The 20040-nt window shown below is 72.1% G+C and carries 27 protein-coding genes; 7 read left to right on the forward strand and 20 right to left on the reverse strand.

Going from position 1 to position 20040, the window contains the following annotated elements; translation table 11 throughout:
* Positions 1-65 precede the first annotated feature (65 nt).
* Positions 66-1007, forward strand: a complete 942-nt coding sequence (locus U5911_RS10070) for an NAD-dependent epimerase/dehydratase family protein (protein WP_336036905.1) — start codon at positions 66-68, stop codon at positions 1005-1007.
* A 71-nt stretch (positions 1008-1078) separates the two neighbouring features.
* Complete coding sequence (locus tag U5911_RS10075) at positions 1079-1717, forward strand: RAD55 family ATPase (RefSeq protein ID WP_336036906.1); 639 nt, start codon at positions 1079-1081, stop codon at positions 1715-1717.
* Here U5911_RS10075 and U5911_RS10080 read toward each other — a convergent pair.
* On the reverse strand, positions 1711-2142 hold the full coding sequence (locus U5911_RS10080; RefSeq protein WP_336036907.1) for a DUF7522 family protein: 432 nt from the start codon (positions 2140-2142) through the stop codon (positions 1711-1713). The two genes, U5911_RS10075 and U5911_RS10080, sit on opposite strands and share 7 nt — an antisense overlap.
* Positions 2143-2239: 97 nt before the next feature.
* Between U5911_RS10080 and U5911_RS10085 the strand changes: the two genes are divergently transcribed.
* On the forward strand, positions 2240-2641 hold the full coding sequence (locus U5911_RS10085; RefSeq protein WP_336036908.1) for a hypothetical protein: 402 nt from the start codon (positions 2240-2242) through the stop codon (positions 2639-2641).
* A 54-nt stretch (positions 2642-2695) separates the two neighbouring features.
* Here U5911_RS10085 and U5911_RS10090 read toward each other — a convergent pair whose 3' ends face one another.
* From U5911_RS10090 to U5911_RS10105, 4 genes are read right to left on the reverse strand one after another with little or no spacing between them, the layout of a single operon-like run.
* On the reverse strand, positions 2696-2878 hold the full coding sequence (locus U5911_RS10090) for a hypothetical protein (RefSeq protein WP_336036909.1): 183 nt from the start codon (positions 2876-2878) through the stop codon (positions 2696-2698).
* A gap of 49 nt (positions 2879-2927) precedes the next feature.
* Complete coding sequence (locus tag U5911_RS10095) at positions 2928-3155, reverse strand: hypothetical protein (protein WP_336036910.1); 228 nt, start codon at positions 3153-3155, stop codon at positions 2928-2930.
* On the reverse strand, positions 3152-3403 hold the full coding sequence (locus tag U5911_RS10100) for a hypothetical protein (RefSeq protein ID WP_336036911.1): 252 nt from the start codon (positions 3401-3403) through the stop codon (positions 3152-3154). The genes U5911_RS10095 and U5911_RS10100 overlap by 4 nt, the downstream gene beginning before the upstream one ends.
* Entirely contained in the window at positions 3400-3552 is a 153-nt protein-coding gene (locus U5911_RS10105) for a hypothetical protein (protein WP_336036912.1), read from the reverse strand. The genes U5911_RS10100 and U5911_RS10105 overlap by 4 nt, the downstream gene beginning before the upstream one ends.
* A 107-nt stretch (positions 3553-3659) precedes the next feature.
* Between U5911_RS10105 and U5911_RS10110 the strand changes: the two genes are divergently transcribed.
* Positions 3660-4859: a DUF7405 family protein gene (locus U5911_RS10110; protein ID WP_336036913.1), complete on the forward strand. Its 1200-nt coding sequence runs from the start codon at positions 3660-3662 to the stop codon at positions 4857-4859.
* Positions 4860-4896: 37 nt separating this feature from the next.
* On the opposite strand, the gene U5911_RS10115 is transcribed toward U5911_RS10110, so the two are convergent.
* The 4 genes from U5911_RS10115 to U5911_RS10130 are packed head-to-tail and all read right to left on the reverse strand — an operon-like array spanning position 4897 to position 10198.
* Complete coding sequence (locus U5911_RS10115) at positions 4897-5907, reverse strand: cytochrome b/b6 domain-containing protein (protein WP_336036914.1); 1011 nt, start codon at positions 5905-5907, stop codon at positions 4897-4899.
* A complete protein-coding gene (locus tag U5911_RS10120) occupies positions 5904-6329 on the reverse strand; it encodes a hypothetical protein (protein WP_336036915.1) in 426 nt (141 codons plus the stop codon). The genes U5911_RS10115 and U5911_RS10120 overlap by 4 nt, the downstream gene beginning before the upstream one ends.
* Positions 6329-7003: a 4Fe-4S dicluster domain-containing protein gene (locus tag U5911_RS10125; protein ID WP_336036916.1), complete on the reverse strand. Its 675-nt coding sequence runs from the start codon at positions 7001-7003 to the stop codon at positions 6329-6331. Before U5911_RS10125 ends, U5911_RS10120 begins: the two co-directional genes overlap by 1 nt.
* 3 nt (positions 7004-7006) lie before the next feature.
* Positions 7007-10198 (reverse strand): molybdopterin oxidoreductase family protein, encoded by a 3192-nt coding sequence (locus tag U5911_RS10130; RefSeq protein WP_336036917.1) that lies wholly within the window; start codon positions 10196-10198, stop codon positions 7007-7009.
* Between the two features lie 171 nt (positions 10199-10369).
* Between U5911_RS10130 and U5911_RS10135 the strand changes: the two genes are divergently transcribed.
* Positions 10370-12463, forward strand: coding sequence for a hydrogenase iron-sulfur subunit (locus U5911_RS10135; RefSeq protein WP_336036918.1), 2094 nt, complete (start codon positions 10370-10372; stop codon positions 12461-12463).
* A gap of 2 nt (positions 12464-12465) precedes the next feature.
* Positions 12466-13089: a TorD/DmsD family molecular chaperone gene (locus U5911_RS10140; protein WP_336036919.1), complete on the forward strand. Its 624-nt coding sequence runs from the start codon at positions 12466-12468 to the stop codon at positions 13087-13089.
* A gap of 33 nt (positions 13090-13122) precedes the next feature.
* On the opposite strand, the gene U5911_RS10145 is transcribed toward U5911_RS10140, so the two are convergent.
* From U5911_RS10145 to U5911_RS10170, 6 genes are all read right to left on the reverse strand, one after another.
* Complete coding sequence (locus U5911_RS10145; RefSeq protein WP_336036920.1) at positions 13123-13293, reverse strand: hypothetical protein; 171 nt, start codon at positions 13291-13293, stop codon at positions 13123-13125.
* A gap of 44 nt (positions 13294-13337) precedes the next feature.
* Positions 13338-13676, reverse strand: a complete 339-nt coding sequence (locus U5911_RS10150) for a hypothetical protein (RefSeq protein ID WP_336036921.1) — start codon at positions 13674-13676, stop codon at positions 13338-13340.
* Positions 13676-13816, reverse strand: coding sequence for a hypothetical protein (locus U5911_RS10155; protein ID WP_336036922.1), 141 nt, complete (start codon positions 13814-13816; stop codon positions 13676-13678). The genes U5911_RS10150 and U5911_RS10155 overlap by 1 nt, the downstream gene beginning before the upstream one ends.
* Entirely contained in the window at positions 13813-14076 is a 264-nt protein-coding gene (locus tag U5911_RS10160; RefSeq protein WP_336036923.1) for a hypothetical protein, read from the reverse strand. The genes U5911_RS10155 and U5911_RS10160 overlap by 4 nt, the downstream gene beginning before the upstream one ends.
* Before the next feature lie 207 nt (positions 14077-14283).
* On the reverse strand, positions 14284-15060 hold the full coding sequence (locus U5911_RS10165) for a DUF7124 domain-containing protein (protein ID WP_336036924.1): 777 nt from the start codon (positions 15058-15060) through the stop codon (positions 14284-14286).
* Positions 15057-16784 carry an aldehyde ferredoxin oxidoreductase family protein gene (locus tag U5911_RS10170; protein WP_336036925.1) on the reverse strand — a complete coding sequence of 576 codons (1728 nt, stop codon included), beginning with the start codon at positions 16782-16784 and terminating at the stop codon, positions 15057-15059. The genes U5911_RS10165 and U5911_RS10170 overlap by 4 nt, the downstream gene beginning before the upstream one ends.
* Positions 16785-16862: 78 nt before the next feature.
* Here U5911_RS10170 and mobA point away from each other — a divergent pair, with 78 nt between their 5' ends.
* On the forward strand, positions 16863-17474 hold the full coding sequence (mobA, locus tag U5911_RS10175; protein ID WP_336036926.1) for a molybdenum cofactor guanylyltransferase: 612 nt from the start codon (positions 16863-16865) through the stop codon (positions 17472-17474).
* A 14-nt stretch (positions 17475-17488) separates the two neighbouring features.
* Here the strand turns inward: mobA and U5911_RS10180 are convergent, their stop codons facing one another.
* The 5 genes from U5911_RS10180 to U5911_RS10200 all read right to left on the reverse strand — a co-directional run bounded on the left by U5911_RS10180 (position 17489) and on the right by U5911_RS10200 (position 19954).
* A complete protein-coding gene (locus tag U5911_RS10180; RefSeq protein ID WP_336036927.1) occupies positions 17489-17680 on the reverse strand; it encodes a hypothetical protein in 192 nt (63 codons plus the stop codon).
* A gap of 82 nt (positions 17681-17762) precedes the next feature.
* On the reverse strand, positions 17763-18482 hold the full coding sequence (gene yqeC / locus U5911_RS10185; RefSeq protein WP_336036928.1) for a selenium cofactor biosynthesis protein YqeC: 720 nt from the start codon (positions 18480-18482) through the stop codon (positions 17763-17765).
* The gene (locus U5911_RS10190) at positions 18483-18800 is read right to left on the reverse strand and encodes a helix-turn-helix transcriptional regulator (RefSeq protein ID WP_336036929.1); all 318 of its coding nucleotides are present in this window, start codon (positions 18798-18800) and stop codon (positions 18483-18485) included. It lies immediately after the preceding gene.
* Positions 18801-18951: 151 nt separating this feature from the next.
* Entirely contained in the window at positions 18952-19665 is a 714-nt protein-coding gene (locus U5911_RS10195; RefSeq protein WP_336036930.1) for a GAF domain-containing protein, read from the reverse strand.
* Positions 19666-19699: 34 nt separating this feature from the next.
* Positions 19700-19954, reverse strand: coding sequence for a hypothetical protein (locus tag U5911_RS10200; protein WP_336036931.1), 255 nt, complete (start codon positions 19952-19954; stop codon positions 19700-19702).
* Positions 19955-20040: the final 86 nt, after the last annotated feature.

Raw genomic sequence — 20040 nt, forward strand, 5'->3', positions numbered from 1 at the left:
GCCACGGCGGCGAAGCGACCGCGGCGCATCGGAAGGCACTTGCCGAGCGCGCGGGTGCCTCCGGTATGGACCTGTCTGGGAAGCGCGTCGTCGTCACTGGCGCGGCGGGACTCGTCGGCTCCCACCTCGCCGCGGAGCTCGCTCCCGACAACGACGTGCTCGCGGTGGACGACCTCTCGAAGGGGACGCGGGACCGCGTGCCCGACGGCGCCGAGTTCGCGCGGAAGGACGTCCGCGACGCGGACGACGTCGCGGACGTCATCACCGGGGACGTGGACGTCGTCTTCCACTTCGCGGCGTACACGGACACGAACTACGGCGAGCCGCGCGTGCTCTTCGAGGAGAACACGGAGATGACGTACAACGTCCTCGAGCGGATGCGCGAGGTCGGCGTCGACAGGCTGGCGTTCACGTCGTCGTCGACGGTGTACGGCGAGGCGCCGATGCCGACGCCGGAAGACTACGCGCCCCTGGAGCCCATCTCCGTGTACGGCGCGAGCAAGCTCGCCGACGAGGGGCTGGTGTCGACGTACGCGCACTCGCACGGCATCCAGTCGTGGGTGTACCGGTTCGCGAACATCGTCGGGCCGCGCCAGCGCGGCAACGTCGTCCCGGACTTCGTCGAGAAGCTGCTCGAGGACCCGGAGACCCTGGAGATTCTCGGGGACGGCCGCCAGGAGAAGTCCTACATGCACGTCGAGGAGTGCGTGGACGCGATGGTCCACGTCGTCGAGCACGCCAGCGACGACTACAACGTCTACAACCTCGGCACGCGGACGACCACCTCCGTGAACCGCATCGCGGACGTCGTCAGCGACGAACTCGGCGTCGACCCCGAGTACGAGTACACGGGCGGCGACCGCGGCTGGACGGGCGACGTCCCGAAGATGCGGCTCTCGATCGAGAAGCTGTCCGCGCTCGGCTGGGAGCCGCGCCAGTCCAGCGACGAGGCCGTCGAGCGCGCCGCCGAACAGCTCGCGGCCGAGCTCCGCGGGGAAGTGGAGTGAGCGCCGCGCTCGTGGCGGTGTTGTTACGTCGGCGACAACGAATATGACGCTGGGATTCACAGTGCCGGACGATGGGCTACGACGTCGGTGAGGTCCTCCCGGTCGACGGGATTCCGGACGGGGCGAACCTCCTGGTCGGCGGACCCTCCATGACGGGGAAGCGACGGCTCGCGCTCTCCCTGCTCGACGACGGCTGCGAGCGCGGCGAGGGCGCGGTCGTCGTCGGCACCCACGAGAGCACGGACCGGATCAGGGAGCGCGCCCCGAACGTCTCGGCGCAAGTCGACGCCGGTCGTGCCGGGGTCGTCGACTGCGTCACGCGCCAGCGCGGGAACCGCGTGGGGGACGAGGAACTCGTGAAGTACGTCTCCTCGCCCGGGGACGTCACTGACGTCGGCATCCGCCTGGGCGGGCTCTTCCAGGTGCTCGAGGAGCGGGTCGACCGCGCGCGCTTCGGCGTCTCCACCGTCTCCACGATGCTGATGTACGCCGACCCGCGCCGCGTCTACCGGCTGCTGCACGTCTTCAACGGCCACGTGGACCGGCTGGACTGGATGAGTCTCGCCGTCCTTGACACGAGCAACAGGGAGCCCTTCGACACGCTCGCGCCCCTGTACGACGGGATGGTCCAGACGCGCTCGGGCGATGACGGCCGGGAGCTCCGCGTGGTCGGCCTCGACAGCAAGCCGACCGCGTGGGTGCCCTACTGACTGAACTCCTCTGCGAGGTCGTCGGCGGCCGCGTCGGGGTCCTCGTGGTCGTCGAACTCCGCCTCGACGAACGAGAGGATACCGTCGACGAGCCTGCCGGTGTCCGTGATGGAGTCGCGGTCGAACGCCGCGATGACGCCACACCACTCGTCGAGGGGGACCTGGATGACGACGACGTCGTGGAACCACCGGACGGTGGCGTCGAGGTGACCGAACCGAGCGAACTCGGGCTGGTCGAGGGGGTCGTCGAACCCCTTCAGGACGAGGTGTTTCGCGACCTCCTCGAACTCGGATTCGGCGTACTCCTCGGCGAGGTCCTCGCGCTGGAAGACGACGTCGTAGTCGTCGCCCTCGTAGTGGACGACCGACCGGAGGTCGCCGGCGTCGAGCTCGCGGACGTGGTTCGCGAGCGACTGTGCGGCCATGCCCGTTCGTTCGGCCGACCGCGTGGTTAATCTTCCGACAGCCGGCCCGCAACGATGGGGGCGAAGGTTGAAGCCGCCGTCGCGCCTTCCTCCGTGCATGCGGATGGAACTGCGGGTGTGCAAGCACTGCTTCGACGGCGAGCACGGCAACCCCGAGAAGACCGCCGTGACCCGGGACATGGTGGCGTGTGCGCGCCGCGTCCGCGAGTACAAGGACCTCATCGGGCTGGACGCGCTGTACGTCACGATGGTCGAGGAGGGCGACCCGGGCGGCGCGGAGGAGCTACCGGCCATCGTCGCGCACATCGACCGCGACCAGGTGAACCTCGCGGACACCCAGCTGGTGATGGAGGACGACGACGGGAACATGCTCGTCTACCCGGAGCCCGAGGACATCCTGGACGTGCTCACGCGGAACATCGACCAGATTAGCGAGCAGACCCGCCAGGACGTCACCGTGGAGCTCTCCGAGGAGTCCGCCGAGCTACTGACCGCGTGACCGGTCGCCTCTCCGGACCGTCGCGTGACCCGCCGTCGAGCGCGCTCCCGGGGCTCACATCACGAGCGGGAGCGCGGCGCCGACGACGAACAGGGAGACGACGACCGCGATCGCGAGGCCGAACCGCGTCTCCCCCTCCGTGGTCACGTCCCGCGTGAGCAGGGCGACGCCGAACACGCCGCCGACGGCCATCAGGAACACGAGCGCGACGTACACCAGGTCGAGTACACCCGCCATGGCAGGAAGTAGCACACCGCGGCGTATAAAACAACTGGTGGTCGCCGGGTCAGGCCGCGCGGACCGCCGCGAGGAACGCCGCGACCGCGGTCAGGGCCGCCAGTGCGACCGCCGGTTCGGCGGCCGCCGCGACCACGAGTTCCATCTGGCGGTACCACGACCACGTGCCGCGGAGCTCCGCGAACGTCGCGACGGCGCCGACGGCGGCCACGAGCACGAGCAGGCTCGCCGCCGAGACGACCGCGGCGGCGCCGGCGACGCGGCCGACGCGCGTCACGGCGACCACCGCCACCGGGCGACCGCGAACGCGACGGACGCCGGCACGAGCGCGGCGACGACGTACTGGACGAACACGCCGACGTAGCTGATGGTGGACTCGAGGTGGATCATCCAGTGCCAGGTGCCCTTGATCTCCGCGACGAGGGCGACCGTCCCGACGGTCAGCAGGGCGAGCGCGAGCAGGCCCGCCAGCGACCAGACGGTCGCGCGGAGCGCGACGAGCGCGCGCGGACGCTGGACGCTCACGACGACTCACCCCGCCGTTCGCGGTACGCCCGGTAGTCGCGGTAGAGCAGGTAGCCGACGGCGCACAGCGTCACCACTCCGGTCCACAGCACCTGCACTGCCTGGCCGCGCGGCATCGGGAGGTCGAGGCCGAGGTGCAGGATGTGCATCGTTAGCACAGACGGACCGCTCCTACAAAGGTCTGGTTCCCGCGGGACTGACACCCGAGCGCGTCCCGCAACAAGACTTTCGGTCGTCCAGCACCTCACTGTGTGTGATGGTATCACGGCGCAATGCACTGGCGTCGCTGGCGGCGGCCAGCGGCGCCGTCGGCCTCTCCGGGTGCACGCGCGTGCTCAGCGAGCGCGCCCCCCGGGAACCCGACCTCGGCCTCGACGAGAACCCCCACGACGTCCCGGCGCGCCAGCACGCCTGGAACGACTCGCTGCGCGAGGACGAGCACGGCAACCACGTGCCCGCCACGCACTACCGGGTCGCCCTGCTCTCGCTGCGGGACTCCCCGTCTGTCGACGCCGCCCGCACCGTCGAGCGCGCGATGCGGCGCGTCGAGGCCGCCCACGACTGGGGGCCGGACGGCGTCCTCCACACCCTCGCGTGGGGGTCGGAGTACTTCGCCCGGGTCGACGCCCTCGAGCGCTCGCCGGTCACCCACCCGCGCGTGCTATCGCGGACCGACGACCCCGACCTCCAGCGCTTCGACGCCGCGCTCGTGCTCGCGAGCGACGACGCCGACCGCCTCCGGCGCGTCGAACGCGACCAGTTCACCGGCGGCGACGACCGCCTCGGCGCCGTCTTCGAGCGCGAGGCCACGCGCACCGGCTTCATCGGCGAGGGCGCGCCCGCGTCGTTCGCCGACGCCGCCGGGGTCGGCGACCTCCCGATCCCCGAGGACGCGCCGATGTTCACGGGCTTCCACTCGATGCGCCGCGGCACCCAGGCCACCGAGGACGACGTCACCATCCGGGACGGCGAGTTCGCCGGCGGCACCACGATGCACCTCTCGCAGATCGCTCTCGACCTCGAGCGCTGGTACGACTTCGAGGACGCCGAGCGCGTCGCGCGGATGTTCTCGCCGGCGTTCTCGACCGAGGACGTCGCGGAACTCGCCGACACCGTCCCCTTCGACGACGACGTCTCGGCGTCGGTCGCCGAGCACGGCGTCGCCGGCCACCACGAGAAGGTCGCTCGCGCCCGCCGCGACGGCCGCCCGCGGCTCCTGCGCCGGGACTTCGACTCCGCGGACGGCGGCGAGCCGAGCGTCCACTTCCTCAGCCTCCAGCGGACGCTCTCGGATTTCCGGCACACGCGGCGCGCGATGAACGGCTGGTACCTCCGGGACGACCACGACGACGTCACCGACCGCGAGCACAACGGCCTGCTGTCGATTCTGCGCACGACGGCGCGAGCGAACTTCTACGTGCCGCCGCGGGCGAACCGCGCGTTCCCGCTGCTGTGAGCGGCGCCGGCGCCGCGAGAACGGGAGGAGAGCGTCGTCAGTCGTCGACCGGTTCGCCGCCGTCGGCCGCGGCGACGTCCTCGTCTTCGCGGCGCCGCTGGGCCTCGTACCGGGAGCGCAGGACGTTCCCGTACGTCGAGAGCACCAGGCCGAGCAGCAACACGAGCATGCCGACGTTGACGCCGACCGTCAGCAGCAGGTTCGTCGGCCCGCCGCCGATCGCGAGGTCGCGCGGGACGGGGTACCCCTCGTCGAAGATGCTCGCGAGGAGGACGCTCACGATGCCGACGACCACCGCGCCGCCGGCGAGGTTCGACGCGAGCCGCCAGGACGGCCGGAGGGTCAGTTCCTCGATGCCCGTGCCGTCGTGGTCCTCGTCGTCGTCGTCGTGGTGCTCGGGCATGTCCTCCTTCGCGATGAACGCCTTCAGCTCCACGGGGTAGAACGCGGGGTGGAAGCCGTGCTCGAAGATGTGGAACATCACGCCCATCAGCATGATGACCCCGAGCAGGCCGTGGAACGTCACGAACGCCATGACGGTCGCCCGCGACTGGAAGACCTCCGCGAGCCCGGTCTTCGACCAGATGAGCAGGCCGGACACCATCAGCAGGACGAGTTCCACGGTGAAGATAGCGACGACGCCCTTCCCGACGTACGAGAGCAGCGGCACCTCGTCGGCCTCGTAGCCCGCGAACTGGCGGGCGTTCGGGTGGCGCTCGTCGGCGCTGCCGAGCACGAACTTGACGTCCTGGACGAACGCCTCGACGTCTCCCCGGGTCGGCAGCACCGCGCGGAAGTTCTTCCGGCGGCCCGGGCCGACGAGCATCAGCGTCACCCAGAAGACGGTGAGCGCGATGAGCGCGAACCCCGCGACGCGGTGGAGCGCGAGCACGCCCGTGTTGCCGCCCATGAACTCGACCATCCACCAGAGCTCGTCGTTGAACATCACGGCGTAGCCCGTGAAGAACAGCAGGAAGACGACGAGCGCGAGCAGCGTGTGGAAGTACGTGGTGACCCGACGGAACTTCCCGTGGTCGAGGCTCGTCATTCGCCGTCACCTCCCGGGGCGTCGGCGGACGCGGAGTGGGTCGGTTCGCCGCCGTCGGCCGCGACCGTCTCGCCGCTCGCGCGCTCGCCGGGCTCCTGCATCCGCGCCGCGAGCCGGCGGAACGCGCCCCAGTGGACGAACAACATCACGAGGATGAACGCGCCCATGATGACGTCGGCGGCGTGCGTGAGCGCGATGAGGAAGTCCAGCAGCGGGTCGGTGTTGCCCGCCGTCCAGTCCGCGCCGACGCCGCCGATGTCGCCGCCCGCCTCCGGGTCGATGCGGTACAGCGTCTCGAAGCTCGTGTCGTAGGCTGCGGTGACGAACCAGACGGAGCCGACGGCGACGACGACGCCGACGACGGCGCTGACGGCGACGGCGAGCGCCTCGGAGAGGCCGCGTGCGGCGCGGCGACCGCGCATCACTCGAACACCTCCGCGTCGTCGCCGAAGATGATCTCCATCGCCTCGTCGGTGAAGAACGGGTCGCGGTCCCGCTTGTCGAGTTCGTCGGCGATCTGGCCGGGCTGACCGACGAGGATGGCGTCGGTCGCGCACTCCTCGGCGCACGCCGGCCCCTTGCCGACCTCCTGGCGTTCCTCGCACATCGTGCACTTGTCCATGATGCCGCCGCCGCCGACGACGGCGTTCCCGCCCCCGTCCTCGTCGGGGAACTGGGGGGCGCCGAACGGGCACGCCGACAGGCAGTACTGGCAGCCGACGCAGAGGTCGTCGGTGACGCGCACGAAGCCGTCGTCGTTCTTCGAGAGGGCGTCCGTCGGGCAGACCGAGACGCAGGGCGCGTTCTCGCAGTGGTAACACTGCATCGGGATGGCGGTCTCGCCGGGGAACGCGCCGTCGTCGAGCGCCTGCGAGGAGTTCGCGTTGTAGCCCTCGTCGCCGGGTTCGCCCTCCCACATCGTGGAGATGCTGATGCGCTGTTCGTCCGGGCCGATGTCCCACGTGCGCTTGCACGCGACCACGCAGCCGCCGCAGTCGATGCAGGCTTCGACGTCTGGGAAGATCCGCGCGTCGTCGCCCGTGCTCATCACCCCGTCGCTGAGTACCTCTCGGCCTGTTTGTTGGTTAGATGACATTGTTCACTGGAGTGGTCTCCCGTCCCGGACGTCGAAGTCCTTCTGGTCGCCGATGCCCGCCTCGTCCTGCGGGAACTCGAACGTCGACAGGTCGACGTCCATGTTCAGTTCGTCCACGACGTCCTGGGTGGCCTTCCTGACCCGGACCATCGCCGCCTTCGTCTCCTGCATCTGGGTCTCGACGTCGTAGCCCGGGGACGTGATGGAGTTCACGCTGTCCCCCGTCGCGAACGGCGCCAGGCCGTCCGGGTACTCGTCGAGGAGGTCCTCGCCCTGGAAGACGCCGCCCCAGTGGAACGGCAGGAACGTCTCCTCGGCGTTCGGCCGGCGGGTCACTCGCGCCTTCACCAGCACGGACCCGCGGTTCGTCGTCTCCACGACCACCAGGTCCCCGCCGTCGACGCCGAGGTCCTCCGCCATGTCCGGGTGGAGCTCGGCGTACATGTGCGGCTGGAGGTCCGCGGTGAAGATGTTCGACCGCGTCTCCGAGCCGCCGCCCTGGTGTTCGACCTGCCGGCCGGTGGTCATGATGGTGGTCATCCCCTCGGCCTCCCGGATGCGGTCCATCGCCTGCCGTTGGACCTCGCGGTTGTTCTGGTCGAGCCGGTAGAAGTTCCGCTGCTGGCCGTTCGCCGGCCACTCGTCGACGAGGTCCGGCTCCGGGCTCTCGATCGGTTCGCGGTGGACGGGCACGGTGTCGAGGAAGTTCCACGTCACCGCGCGCGCCCGGCCGCGGCCCGTCGGCGGGTCCGGCTGGGGGTTGTCGTACTGCTCCCAGAAGTCCAGGTCGAAGTCGAACTCCTCGCGCTCGTCGAGGGCCTGCGCGGCGTCGTACGCCGAGCGGTCCTCGCGGAGCGCGTACTCGTACGGCAGCGAGAGCTCCGAGGGGTTGTCCAGGTCCGGCGGGAACGCCGTCGCGAACCCGGGATACTCGGGGACGCCCTCCACCTGGCCGTCCCACCAGTCCGGCGCGTACGGCGCCCGGAGCATGTCCAGACCCCCCTCGCCGTCCTGGTCGTAGGTGACCTGCAGTGGGTAGTCGGCGTCCCCCGGCATCTCCGCCCACTCCTCGGGCGTCGGCGCCTGCGTCCCCCACCGCGAGCGGAAGTCCTGGCCGCCCTCTCGGGGGTCGACGTCGTCGCGCCAGAGAATCGGCGTGCCGGGGTGGCCGTCGCCCCAGCACGGCCACGGCAGACTCCAGTAGTCCCCGGCGACGGGGAGCTCGGAGTCGTGGCACCGCGTGTCCTCCGCGGAGAACGCGTAGTCGTACTCGTGGTGCTGCTGGAGGCGCTCGGGGCTCTGCACGTAGCCGATGGTGCGCACGCCGAGGTTGATCTCCCGGATCACCTCCTCGTAGGAGGACTTCCCGTTGTGGATCTCCGGGCCCGAGCCCCAGTCGAAGTGCTCGCCGAACCCGAGGCGGTCCGCGAGCTCCTGCATGATCTGGAGGTCGGGCTTGGCCTCGTGGCTCGGCGGCCGCACCGGCTCGCTCCACTGCACGGCGCGGTGGGAGTTCGTCAGCGACCGGTAGTGCTCGTACTGGCTGGCCGCCGGCAACAGGATGACGCCGTCCTCGCGGTCCGGCAGCACGGACGCAAGCGACGGGAAGAGGTCGACGACCACCAGGAGGTCCAGTTCCTCCATCGCCTGCCGCATCCGCGGCATCTCCGAGATGGAGTTCGTGGAGTGCCCCCAGAAGAACGCGATCTTCACGGGGTCGGGCTGGTAGATCGGCGTCTCCAGCAGGCGGTCCTGCTGGCCGAGGGCCGCCTCGAACCAGCGCGCGACCGTCAGCCCGTTCTGGAACATCATCGACCGGTCGTTCGGGAACGTCTCGTCGATGTCGCCCTCGGCGGGCGACTGCCGCGTGTACAGCTCCTCGGGCATCAGGTCGAAGCGGTCGTACAGCTCCTCGAAGGACGTCGACCCGGACGTCGTCGGGGTCTGGTCCCAGACGTCGGCCCAGTACCGCCACGAGCCCGCACTGGAGTTCGCGTAGTACCCCGGGAGGATGTGGCTGGCGACCGCGAGGTCGGTCGCCCCCTGGACGTTCGCGTGCCCGCGCATCACCTGGAGGCCGCCGCCAGAGCGCGCGGCGGCCCCCGAGGCGAGGCTGGTCAGCGCGTACGACCGGATGTTCTGGGTGCCGTTGTTGTGCTGGGTGCCGCCCATCGCCCACTCGATCTGGACGTTCGGCTGGTTCTCGACGATGAGGTCGCCGATCTCACGGATCTGCTCCTCGGGGATCCACGTGATGTCCGCGACCGTCTCGAGGTCGTACTGGTCGAGGTCGTCGTCGACGTCCGGCCACCCCTGGACGCGCTGCTCGAGCATCTCGTCGCTGAGTTCGCCCTGCTCGCGGAGGTACCGGATGATGCCCATCATCAGCGCGACGTCCGTCCCCGGCCGCAGCCGGTAGAAGTGGTCGGCGTGCGCCGACGTCTTCGTGTACCGGGGGTCGATGGAGACGACGGTGCCGCCGCGGGCCTGCCCCTCGAGGATGTGCTGCATCGCGATGGGATGGGCCTCGGCGGGGTTCTGCCCGATGATGATGTTGAGGTCGAAGTTCCGGTAGTCGTTGATGGTGTTCGTCATCGCGCCGTAGCCCCACGTGTTCGCGAGGCCGGCGACCGTCGTGGAGTGGCAGATGCGCGCCTGGTGGTCGATGTTGTTCGTGCCCATGAACGCCGCGAGCTTCCGGCTCGCGTACGCCTCCTCGTTGGAGTGGTGGGCGCTGCCGAGCAGCATGACGCTCTCCCGGCTGTACTCCTCCCAGACGCGCTCGATCTCCTCGGCGATGTGGGAGTACGCCTCGTTCCACGTGATCTTGTGCCACTCGCCGTCTTCCTTCCGCATCGGGTGTTTCAGACGTCGCTCGGAGTGCTCGCTGCCGTAGATGGCGGCGCCCTTCGAGCAGAGCGACCCGTTGTTGATGGGGTTCTCGTGCCAGGGCTCCATGCCGACGAAGGCGTTGCCCTCGCGTTCGCCGCGGAACCCGCAGCCGACCGCGCAGAAGTTGCAGACCGTCTTGGTGAGCCGCGAGTCGTCACCCGAGACGTCCGCACCGCCCTCCTCGCCGTCCTGAGCGAGCGTCTGACCGGTGATCCCGCCGCCGAGCGCGAGCCCCCCCGCGAGGGCGCTCGCTTTCATGAACGAGCGGCGGTCTAGGTCGAGCGAGACCGGTTCTGTACTCATGGGTTGTAGCCTGTCACCAGTTCCCATGATAGTCAGTAGCGCAGTCACTTAGGTGTTGTTGCAAACCCGACGTTTTAGGCCAGCCAAAACACGGGACGGGAGGCCGTTGGTTCGCTCTGGCATGCGAGACAGCCACAACCTCTTTTGCCCGGGGTGCCTAACGGAGAGTGAATGAACGTCGGGGCGTTCGTCTGTGGCTGTGGAGGCGCCGTCGACGTCGACCTCGAGGGCGTCCGCGAGGGCGTCCGCGGCGTCGACGTGGTCGCCAGCTCGTCGCTGCTCTGCGAGGACGGCCTCCCGAAGGTCCGGCACGTCGTCGCCGAGTACGACCTCGACCACCTCCTGGTGACCGCCGAGAGCGAGGGCTGCAGGCGGCGCTACCGACGGCTGCTCGACGACGCCGGCATGCACCCTGACGCCGTCTCGTTCGTGAACCACCGCGAGCGCGCCGCCTGGGTCCACGACAGCGCCGAGGCGACGGACCTCGTCGCGCGCAAGCTCAACGCCGCGCACGCCGGCCTCCGGGAGGAAGCGCCCTCGCGGTCGGTGTCCCGCGAGGCGGACGGCGACGTCGTCGTCGTCGGCGACGCCGAGACGGCGGCCGCGCTCGCGGACGCCGCGGACGTGACGCTGGTCGCGGACGGACGCGAGTTCGCCGAGACCGACCACGACCTCCGCGACGTCACCGTCGAACGCGGCCGCGTCACCGGCGTGGAGGGCACGTACGGCGAGTTCGAGGTGCGCGTCGAGGCGGGCGTCACCGACGACTGCGTCGACTGCATGGAGTGCGTCCGCCAGGGCCCCGACGAGTACGTCACCGCCTCGCCGGTGGACGTGCTCCCGGGCGCGCCCGACGGCGACTGGGTCGACTGCTGTCCGACCGACGCCATCCACCCCGAGGAGCGCACGCTCGAGGCAGCGCAGGTCGTCTACCCGGACGCCAGCCGCGACACCCGGGGCGGCCGCACGGGGTTCTACACGGGCCCCGTCGACGCCGCGACGGTCGCCGCCGTCGAGAGCCGCCGCGACGGCCTGGAGCGACCGCAGTTCCTCGACGTCGACCGCTCTGTCTGCGCGGCCGGCGCGTCCAGCCAGGAGGGCTGTACGGTCTGCTCGGACGCCTGCCCGCACGGCGCCGTCGACCGCCCCACCGTCGACAGCGTCGCGTTCGACGAGGTGGCCTGCGAGTCCTGCGGCGCCTGCACGAGCGCGTGCCCCACGGGCGCCGTCCGGGCGCGCGAGCCGTCGAACCGCCGCGTCGCCCGGGAGGTCGAGACCCTCCTCGACCCGGCGGACCGCTCCGGGCTGCTGTTCTCGCCGGACGGCGTCGAGACGGACGTCGTCGCGTTCGTCTGCGACGAGCGAGCGGCGCGCGCGCTGGACGCGTACGGCCGCCGCGCCCGCGAACGCGACGACCTCGAGTACCCGCCGCTGCTCCCCGTCGAAGTGCCGTGTGCGGACACCGTCGGCGAGGCGCACGTCCTGCACGCCCTCGCCGCGGGCGCCGACGGCGTCGCGGTCGTCGGCTGCGGCGGCGACTGCCTGCACTCCGGCCCGGACCCGAAAGCCGACCTCGTCGACCGCCTCAACCGCGCCACCACGGACCTCGGGCTCGGCGAGCGCGTCGCGTTCTTCGCGCCCGACCCGGACGACCCCGGCGCGTTCGTCGAGGCGGTCGGCCGCTTCGTCGAACTGGACCTCGACGACTCGCCGGTCCCGAGCGGCCACGAGGCCGACGGCGTCGCGGACGACTCGACGCCGAACCCGGCGTTCAACACCCACGAGTGGGCCCTGGAGAGCGTGCGCGCCATCCTCCCGCACGTCGACCACCGGGACGGAATCGGCGGCCTCGAGTCGTTCGGCCGCGTCGAGGTCAGCGACGACTGCACGTTCACGCCGACGTGCTCGAACCTCTGCCCGACGGACGCGCTCCGCCGCGAGGACGCCGGCCTGGAGTTCGACCACGAGCGCTGCGTGAACTGCGGGCTCTGCGAGGAGGGCTGCATGGAGGACGCCATCCGCGTGGACGGCGGCCTCCACCTCGAACTGCTCCCCGAGTACAACGACGGCGACGCGTGGACGACCGTCGCGGAGGGCGAGATGCGGGAGTGCCGGCGCTGCGGCAAGCCGTTCACGAGCGAGGCGTCCGCACAGAAGATCAGCGAGGAGGTCGGCGACGTCGTCGCCGGCATCGCGAACGACGTCGACGGCGACGTCTTCGAGTACTGCGGCGACTGCCGCGCGAAACTCGTCTACGACGTGTAACCATGAGTGTCGACCAGCAGGCCCTGTACGACGCGCGACTCGAACTCGTCGACTTCCTCGTCGACGCACTGTACGACGTCCCGGACCCCGAGTTCGTGGGCCGCCTGCTCGACGGCGGCCTCGAGACGCCCGAGGCGGCCGTCGAGGACGACCTCGACCGCGGCTTCGAGTACCTCCGGGAGTTCGTCGCCGAGCGCGAGGGCGAGGACCCCGACGACGTCGCGGACGACCTGAACGTCGAGTACACGCGGCTGTTCGTCGGCCCGCGGCCGCCGGTCCAGCCCCACGAGACGTACTTCCGGGAGGACACCGACTTCCTCTCGACGGGGCTGGCGGAGGTCGAGGCGAGCTACGGCGCCGCCGGCTGGTCGAAGCCCCAGTCCGTCAGCGAGGAGGCCGACTTCGCCGGCGTGGAGCTGCTGTTCCTCCGGGACCTCGTCGACCGCCAGCGGCGCGGCGAGGAGGCGGCCGTCGGCTACGAGCGCGTCTTCCTCGACGAGCACCTCGGCGAGTGGGTCGAGGACTTCCGGGACGCGGTCCGCGAGGAGACCGACGAGCCGTTCTACCTCGCGGCCGCCCACGTGTTCGCGGGGCTGGTCGCGTTCGAGCGCGACCTCGTCGCGTAGAACGGAGCGGGGGTCGGCGTCGCGGGACCCGGGTTACTCGGCGTCGTCCGCGTCGGCGGCTTTCTCGTCGTCGCTCTCGTAGAAGGCGGGGTCCTGTTCGCCGACGTTGACCTCCCCGGGCGCGACGTTGTGGTCCCAGACTTCCTCGCCCTTGTACTGCATCGCGCGCCCCTCCGGCTCCCACTCGCTGTGCTTGTGTGTCATGTGCTGGCGTACGTCGTACTGCGTGGAAAACGTTGCGGTGGTCGTCACTCCGTCGGCGGGGCGTTCGGCGGGCGCTCGTCGTCGTAGTTGTCGAGGAAGACGGTCGCGAACAGGTCCGCGTGCATCGCCAGCACCGTCGCCGGGTCGACGTCCACGTCGGCGGCCTGCTCGTCGAGGAACGCCGCGAGGTCGTCGCTCGGCTCGAAGGTGACGGTCGTCCCGTCGACCCCGAAGTCGACCGCCTGGCGGCCGGAGACGAGGTGTTCGACCTCCAGGAGCGCCTGCTCGACCTTCGTCTCGAGGGCGTCCTCCCGGTCGGTCATGCGCTTGTCCGCCCACTCGTCGGCGGCCGCGAGCAGGCGGTCGCTGGCTTCGAACTCCATCAGAAGCTGACGCCCTCCCCCTCGAAGGCGACCCGCCACGTCGTCACCTCGCCGCAGACGGCGCACTCGCGGGCCGTGCGGTCGGACTCACAGCCCGGCAGCCGCGCGAGCTGCTCGCACTCGGCGCACTCGTACATCATCGCGGCGGGAACGACTCGGGCGCCGGGTCGGTCTCGCCCATCTCGGCGTACGCGTACGCCACCGCGGCGCCGAACCCGAGCAACACGAGCAGGCCGGCCGCGCCGCCGAGGAACGTCTGTCCCACCTGCTCGCCGCCGAGCCCGGCGTACGGCTGCATCGTACCGACGACGTTGACGGCCGTGACGACGGTCCACAGCAGGACCAGCAGGGCGGCGAGCGGCAGCCACCCCATCTGGCCGATTGCGGTTCGCATGCCCATACCGTGCGAGACGGTCGCACGGGTGAAAAATCATTCCCCCGGCGACGAGCGCCCTACGACGACGAGCCCCCTACGACGACGAGCCCCCTACGACGACGAGCCCCCTACGACGACGAGCCCCCTACGACGACGAGCCCCCTACGACGACGAGCCCCCTACGACGACGCGTCCCGTACGACGCCGCGTCCTCGCTCGCCGCGCGCCCGCTCACTCCGCGAGCGACCAGCCGGCGCCCTCGGCCGCCTCGGACAGCTCCACGAACTCCCAGCCGGCCTCCTCGGCGATCCAGGCCTCCGACGCGGTGCCGACGACGACCATGCGGTCGCTGTAGAACATCGAGTGCTCGTCGACGGCCGCCAGCCGCTCGGCCGGCCCGTCACCGGAGCCGTTGAAGAAGTCGGCGTCGAGGCCGTGGTCGCGGAGGAACTTGTTGATGGCGTGGGCCGGCACGTCGCCCACCAGGCCGACCCAGTCGGAGAACTCGTTGGTCTCCGCGAACGCGGCCCGCGGGTCCGCCAGCCGCTGGACGGCCTCGTACGTGTACGCCGTCGCCATGTCGTCGACGCCGCCGCCGTGCGGACCGCTCGCCCGGCTCGACGCCTCCGCCGCTCCCGCCGCGCGCTCGCCGGCGACCGACTCGCCGTCGTCCTCGCCCGACTCCGGCGCACGCGGGCGGTCGTCGGCGGGGCCCGCACCGCCGCCGGCGCCGCCGCGGTCCTTCGGGATGCCCGCTGGGCTCCCCGAGGACTCGTAGGGCACGTGGGGCACGCGGTCGCCCTGCGAGTCGCCGCTCGACTCCGCGCTCGCGGCGGTGTCGCCAGCGTCGGCCCCGGCGTCGCCGCCCCCTCCGCTCCCCGAACGCCGCGGGTCGCCGTCGATGTCGGCGGCGTCGTCGTCCCGCCACAGCCAGTCGCCCTCGCGGTCGCCGCCCTGCTCGTCGTCCGGTTCGACGTCCACGTCGTCGAGGTCGATTCGTTCGGTCATGCTACCTCGGTCAGGTCGAGTCGGTCGAGGGTCTCCTCGGTCGGCACGCCGTCCGCGGACCAGCCGCGGGCGTCGTAGTAGGCGTCCAGCATAGCGTCGAATCGCTCCCGCGAGAGCGCCGCGCCCGCCGCCGGACCGTCCGGCAGCGGCTCTGTCATCGCGTCCGGGAGCGCGTCGGCGTCCCGGCCGTGGCCCTCGCGGACGTTGAACAGGCGGACGAGGTTCCAGACGCGCTCGCCGAGCGCCGCGACGTCGTCGGCGGTGGCGTCGACGCCGACCGCGCGCAGCCACCGCGCGCCGCGCTCGGGCGCCGCCTCGCCCGCGAAGTCGTCGGCGACGAGACACCAGCGCGCGCTCCGCGCGTTCTGCTCGCGCACCACGGCGGCGACGCGGTCGGCGTCGGTCCAGTCGTCGGCCGCGACCGCCGCCTCCTCGATGGGCCGGGCGCGCCGGTGGCACGCCCCGCGGTCGCTGGTCGCGTACGCCAGCGCCATCGCCGGCGCCGCGCGCGGGTCGTACGTCGGCAGCTCCATCGCCTTCACCGCCGGGATGAGCTGGTCGCAGCCCAGGCGCTCGGCGGCCGCGACGACGCCGTCCGCGAGCGCGTCGCCGAGGTCGGTGCCGCGCGTCGCGACCTCGCGGATGAGGTCGCGGGCGGCGTCCGGGTCGCCGAAGGCGACGTCGCGGTCGAGTGCGCCGCGGTCGCTGGCGCGCGCCGCGAACGCCACCGCGCTGCCCGCGCTGATGACGTCGAGGCCGAGGCGGTCACAGAGCCCGCCGAGTTCGGCGACGGCGTCGAAGTCGCCGATGCCGAGGCCCGCGCCGAGCGCGATGGGGGTGGCGCCACGCGGCACCGTCTCGCCGTCGCCGTCGGGCACGCGGAAGCCGCCCGGGACGTCCTCGTCCGGGCGCTCGCGGCCGACGCTCGCCTCGCGGACGGCCTCGATGCCGACGTCGCTGGCGCCCTCGAACGTGCCGGCCTGCCAGCCCCGGGTCGGGAGCGCGCCGACCTCGTCCGCGAAGTCCACGGACTCCAGGGTCTCGCTGGCGGCCTGCCAGCGCCCGACCTCGGCGTCGGCGTACGCCTCGGCCGCGTCCGCGAGTTCGGGCGGCGTCTCCGGCGGGTCGCCGCGCGCGACGACGGCCTTCAGCCCCTTCGCGCCCATCACGGTGCCCGCGCCGCCGCGTCCGGCGTGGTGGTCGCCGCCGTCCGTGGCGACGGTCGCGAACCTGACGCCGTGCTCGCCGGCCGGCCCGACGCAGGCCACCGCGGCGTCCGGGAACGCGGCCGCGGTCTCGGCGGCGTCCAGACCCGCGAGGCCGGGGGCGTCCTCGAGGCGTGCGTCGCCGTCCGCCACGACGAGCACGCCGGGCGTGTCGCGTTCGCCCTCGACGAGCACGAGCAGGCAGTCGTCGAGACTCCCGGCGAGGCGCGCGGCGAACTCGCCGCCGGCGTACGAGTCGAGGAACGCGCCGGTCAGGGGTGACTTCGTCACGACGGCGAACCGGGGCTCGCCGGGCGCCCGTCCCGTCAGCGGCCCGACCGCGAACGCGAGCACGTTCGCCGGGGAGAGCGCGTCGACGCCCGCCTCGGTGTCCGCGAGGAGGTAGCGCGCCGCCAGTCCCTTCCCGCCGACGTAGCGCTCGCGCCACGCCGCCGGAACCGGCTCCCTCGTCACGGCGTCGTCCCCGAGGCGGACCCGGAGGACGGACTCGTCGGCCATGTACGGGACCTACGCCCTCTCCGTGTTAAACGTTGTCGCCCCGCAGCGTTGAAGCGGGTGGGGCCCCGAGTCGCCGGCGTGCACTCGGCTGTCGTGCTCGCGGGCGGCCGGTCGACGCGCTACGGCGACGGCGACAAGGCGCTGGCGGACCTCGCCGGCGTCCCCATGCTGCGCCGCGTCGCCGACCGCCTCGCGGGCGCCACCGACGAACTCGTGGTGAACTGCCGCCGCGACCAGCGGGACGCCCACGTCGACGCCCTCGACGGCTACCCCGACCCGGTGCGCGTCGCCGAGGACCCCGAACCGGACGAGGGGCCGATGGCCGGCATCGCCGCCGGCCTCCGGGCGGCCGACGGCGAGTACGCCGTCGTCGTCGCCTGCGACATGCCGTTCGTCGACCCGGACGTCGTCGAGTTCCTGTTCGAGCGCGCCGACGGCCACGACGCGGCGGTCCCCGAGCTGGACGACGGCTGGTACCAGACGACGCAGGCGGTCTACCGGGCGGACGCGATGGCGGCCGCCTGCGAGCGCGCGCTCGAGCGCGGCGACCGGAAGATCCTCGCGCCGCTCGACGACCTCGACTGGGTCGCCGTCCCCGAGTCGGCGGTCGCTGCGGTCGGCGACGTCGAGACCTTCGAGAACCTCAACACGCGCGAGGCGGTCGCCGACGCGGCCGAGCGGTTCCGCTGACGGGCCGGGGGCCGCTACCGGGACTGGTCGCGGGCGGCGACGCCGAAGCCGACCACCGCGAGCGCGACGAGGGCCGCGACCGTCCGCCACATCGCGGCCGCGACGTCCGCCGCGGTCCCGGCCAGCAGGACCGCGGCGATGGCGAACCCGAGCGCGGTGACCAGCGACTGGAGGGCGGCCCGCCGAACGACTGCGTTCGTGTCCACGTGAGCGAGCGCGCGGGGACGCCCCTTGATTGTTCGGTCTGGACGCGTCGGTCGACGGCGCGGGAACCCGAGACGGCGGCGGTCAGACGACGGCCTTCACGGGGTCGTCGGCCTTCAGGGACGCGACGACGACGCGGTCGACGTCCGCGCGCTCGTGGACGCCCGCCGCGATCTCCGTCGCGGTGTCGACGAGGGCCGCGTCGTCGGCCATGTTGACGAGCGGGACCACGGTCGCGCCGTCGGGCACGTCCTTCAGGCCGCCGTCGGGGTGTGCGAGGACGGTCGCGACGTCCGCCGCGCGGATCTCGTCGCCGACCTCGCGGCCGGTGACGGCGGCGACGCGCTCCGGGCGGTGCGCGACGGCAGCCGTGAGGGGTTCGCCGACCGCGCGCACGCTCGCGATGGGGACCACGACGTCCGCGCAGTCCGGAATCCGCGGCTCGTGGTCGCCCGGGGCCTTCAGGCGGCGCGTGCGCGCGCCGTCGGCCTTCACGAGGACGGCGTCCGCGTCGGCGGCCGCGAGGTCGGCGATCCGCTCGGGCTCGTAGCCGCGGTAGCGGTCCTCGCGCTCGCGCTCCGGGACGACGCCGACCGGCCACGCGCGGGCGTCCCGCACGGCGCCTGCCGGGTCGTCGGTGACGACGACATCGGCGACCTCCTCGTCGAAGATGGGGATGCGGACGGTCGCGGTGACGACCGCGCGGTCGAGGCGCCCGGCGAGCGCGTACAGCAGGGTCTTCTTCCCGCCGGCGCCGACCGCGCAGACGACGCCGCTGGCGTCGACGGCCTCGACGAGTCGCATTCAGTCCGCGGAGACGACGTGCTCGTCGTCGAGCTCCGAGACGACCTCGCTCACGTAGTGGTTCTCCCACTTGCGGCGCGCGCGGAGTTCGCGGTCGCCGCGGCCGGTCACCCCGTACTCGTTGGTGCGCTCGTCCTGCCGGCCCTTCTCCAGGAGGCCCTTGTCGACGAGCTCGTCGAGGTTCGGGTAGAGCCGGCCGTGGTTGATGTCGCCCTCGTAGTACTGTTCGAGTTCCTCCTTGATGTCCAGCCCGTTCGGCTCCGCGAGGCCGGCCGTCACCACGAGGAGGTCGCGCTGGAAGCCGGTGAGGTCGTCCATGTCTACGTCGAGAGAGGGAGATGAGCGTATTAAGCGCGGTGGCCGAGACGCGTCGTCGGGCGCGTGGCCGCCGCGACGCTGGCGTGGGGCGAACGGCCCGCCAGCCGCGAGCAGCGGTCGCGGTGAACGCGTCGCCGGCCGCGAACAGCGGTTACGCTTCCACTCGCGGCGGCGTGAGGAGGTCCGAGTCGGCGAGCGCGGCGCACGCGCCGGCGACGGTGGCGACGCGCTCCCCGTCGAAGAACTCGGGTTCGTGGGCCTCCGCGTCCACGATGCCGACGACGTCGTCGCCGGCGAGGACGGGACAGCAGAACTCGCTGCGGACGCGGTCGTCGCACTCGTAGTAGGGGCCGTCGTAGTCGGCGACGTCGTCGACGAGGACGGCCTCGCCGGTCAGCCCGACGGTCGCGTTGTTCGAGCGCTCGGCGAACGCCTCCGTGAGCGGGAACTCGGCGCGCGAGTGGTCGCCGACGTACGCCTCCTTCACGAGGACCGCCTCGCCGTCGGAGGCGGTGGCGCGGCGGTAGACGCCCAGCCAGTCCGGGTTGGTCTCCTCGGCGAGGCGGCGCACCGTCTCGTCGAGGGCGACGAGGCGCGCGGTGTTCGGGTGGTCGCGGAGGCGCTCGGGGTCGTACTCCAGGCCGCAGATGGGCGCGAGGTTGTAGGGGTCGTCCGCGAGGCCGACGCCGCAGGCGCCGTCCTCGCCGCGCTCGGGGACCGGGTACACGTAGCGGTCCTCGACCGTCTCGGCGTCGACCGTGGCGTGGGGCGGCCGCGCGACGAGGGCGGCGCCGCGCTCGGCGGCGTCGGCGTGGTCGGCGAACTCCGGCAGGCCCACGGCCCGGAGGTAGGACTCGTGGTTCATACGTGGTGGTCGTCCTCCAGACTGAAAGCGTCGTTCACTCCGGCAGGGCGCCCGCCTCCAGCGCGCGCTCGCCGCGCTCGGTGAGCCGGTAGACGACCTCGCCGGAGACGGCCTCCACGAGCCCGCGGGCCGCGAGCTCCCGGCACCGCGTCTCGACGTACGGCGCGTGCATCCCGATGCGGTTCGCGACGATGGCGGGGTACTCGGGGTCGCTGTCCGCGAGGAACTCCAGGATGGCCGTGTCGGCGGGTCGGCTCCACGCTGGTCGGCTGGGCGCTGCACCGTGCATACAGCTACTGTGTCGCTCGGTACCATATAACACTATTGTCCGGGCGGCCGCCGCCCGCGAACGTCGGTCCAGGCGGCCGCCGCCCG

Source organism: Halobacterium yunchengense (genome assembly GCF_037031165.1).
In the GTDB taxonomy this organism is placed as follows: Archaea; Halobacteriota; Halobacteria; order Halobacteriales; family Halobacteriaceae; genus Halobacterium; species Halobacterium yunchengense.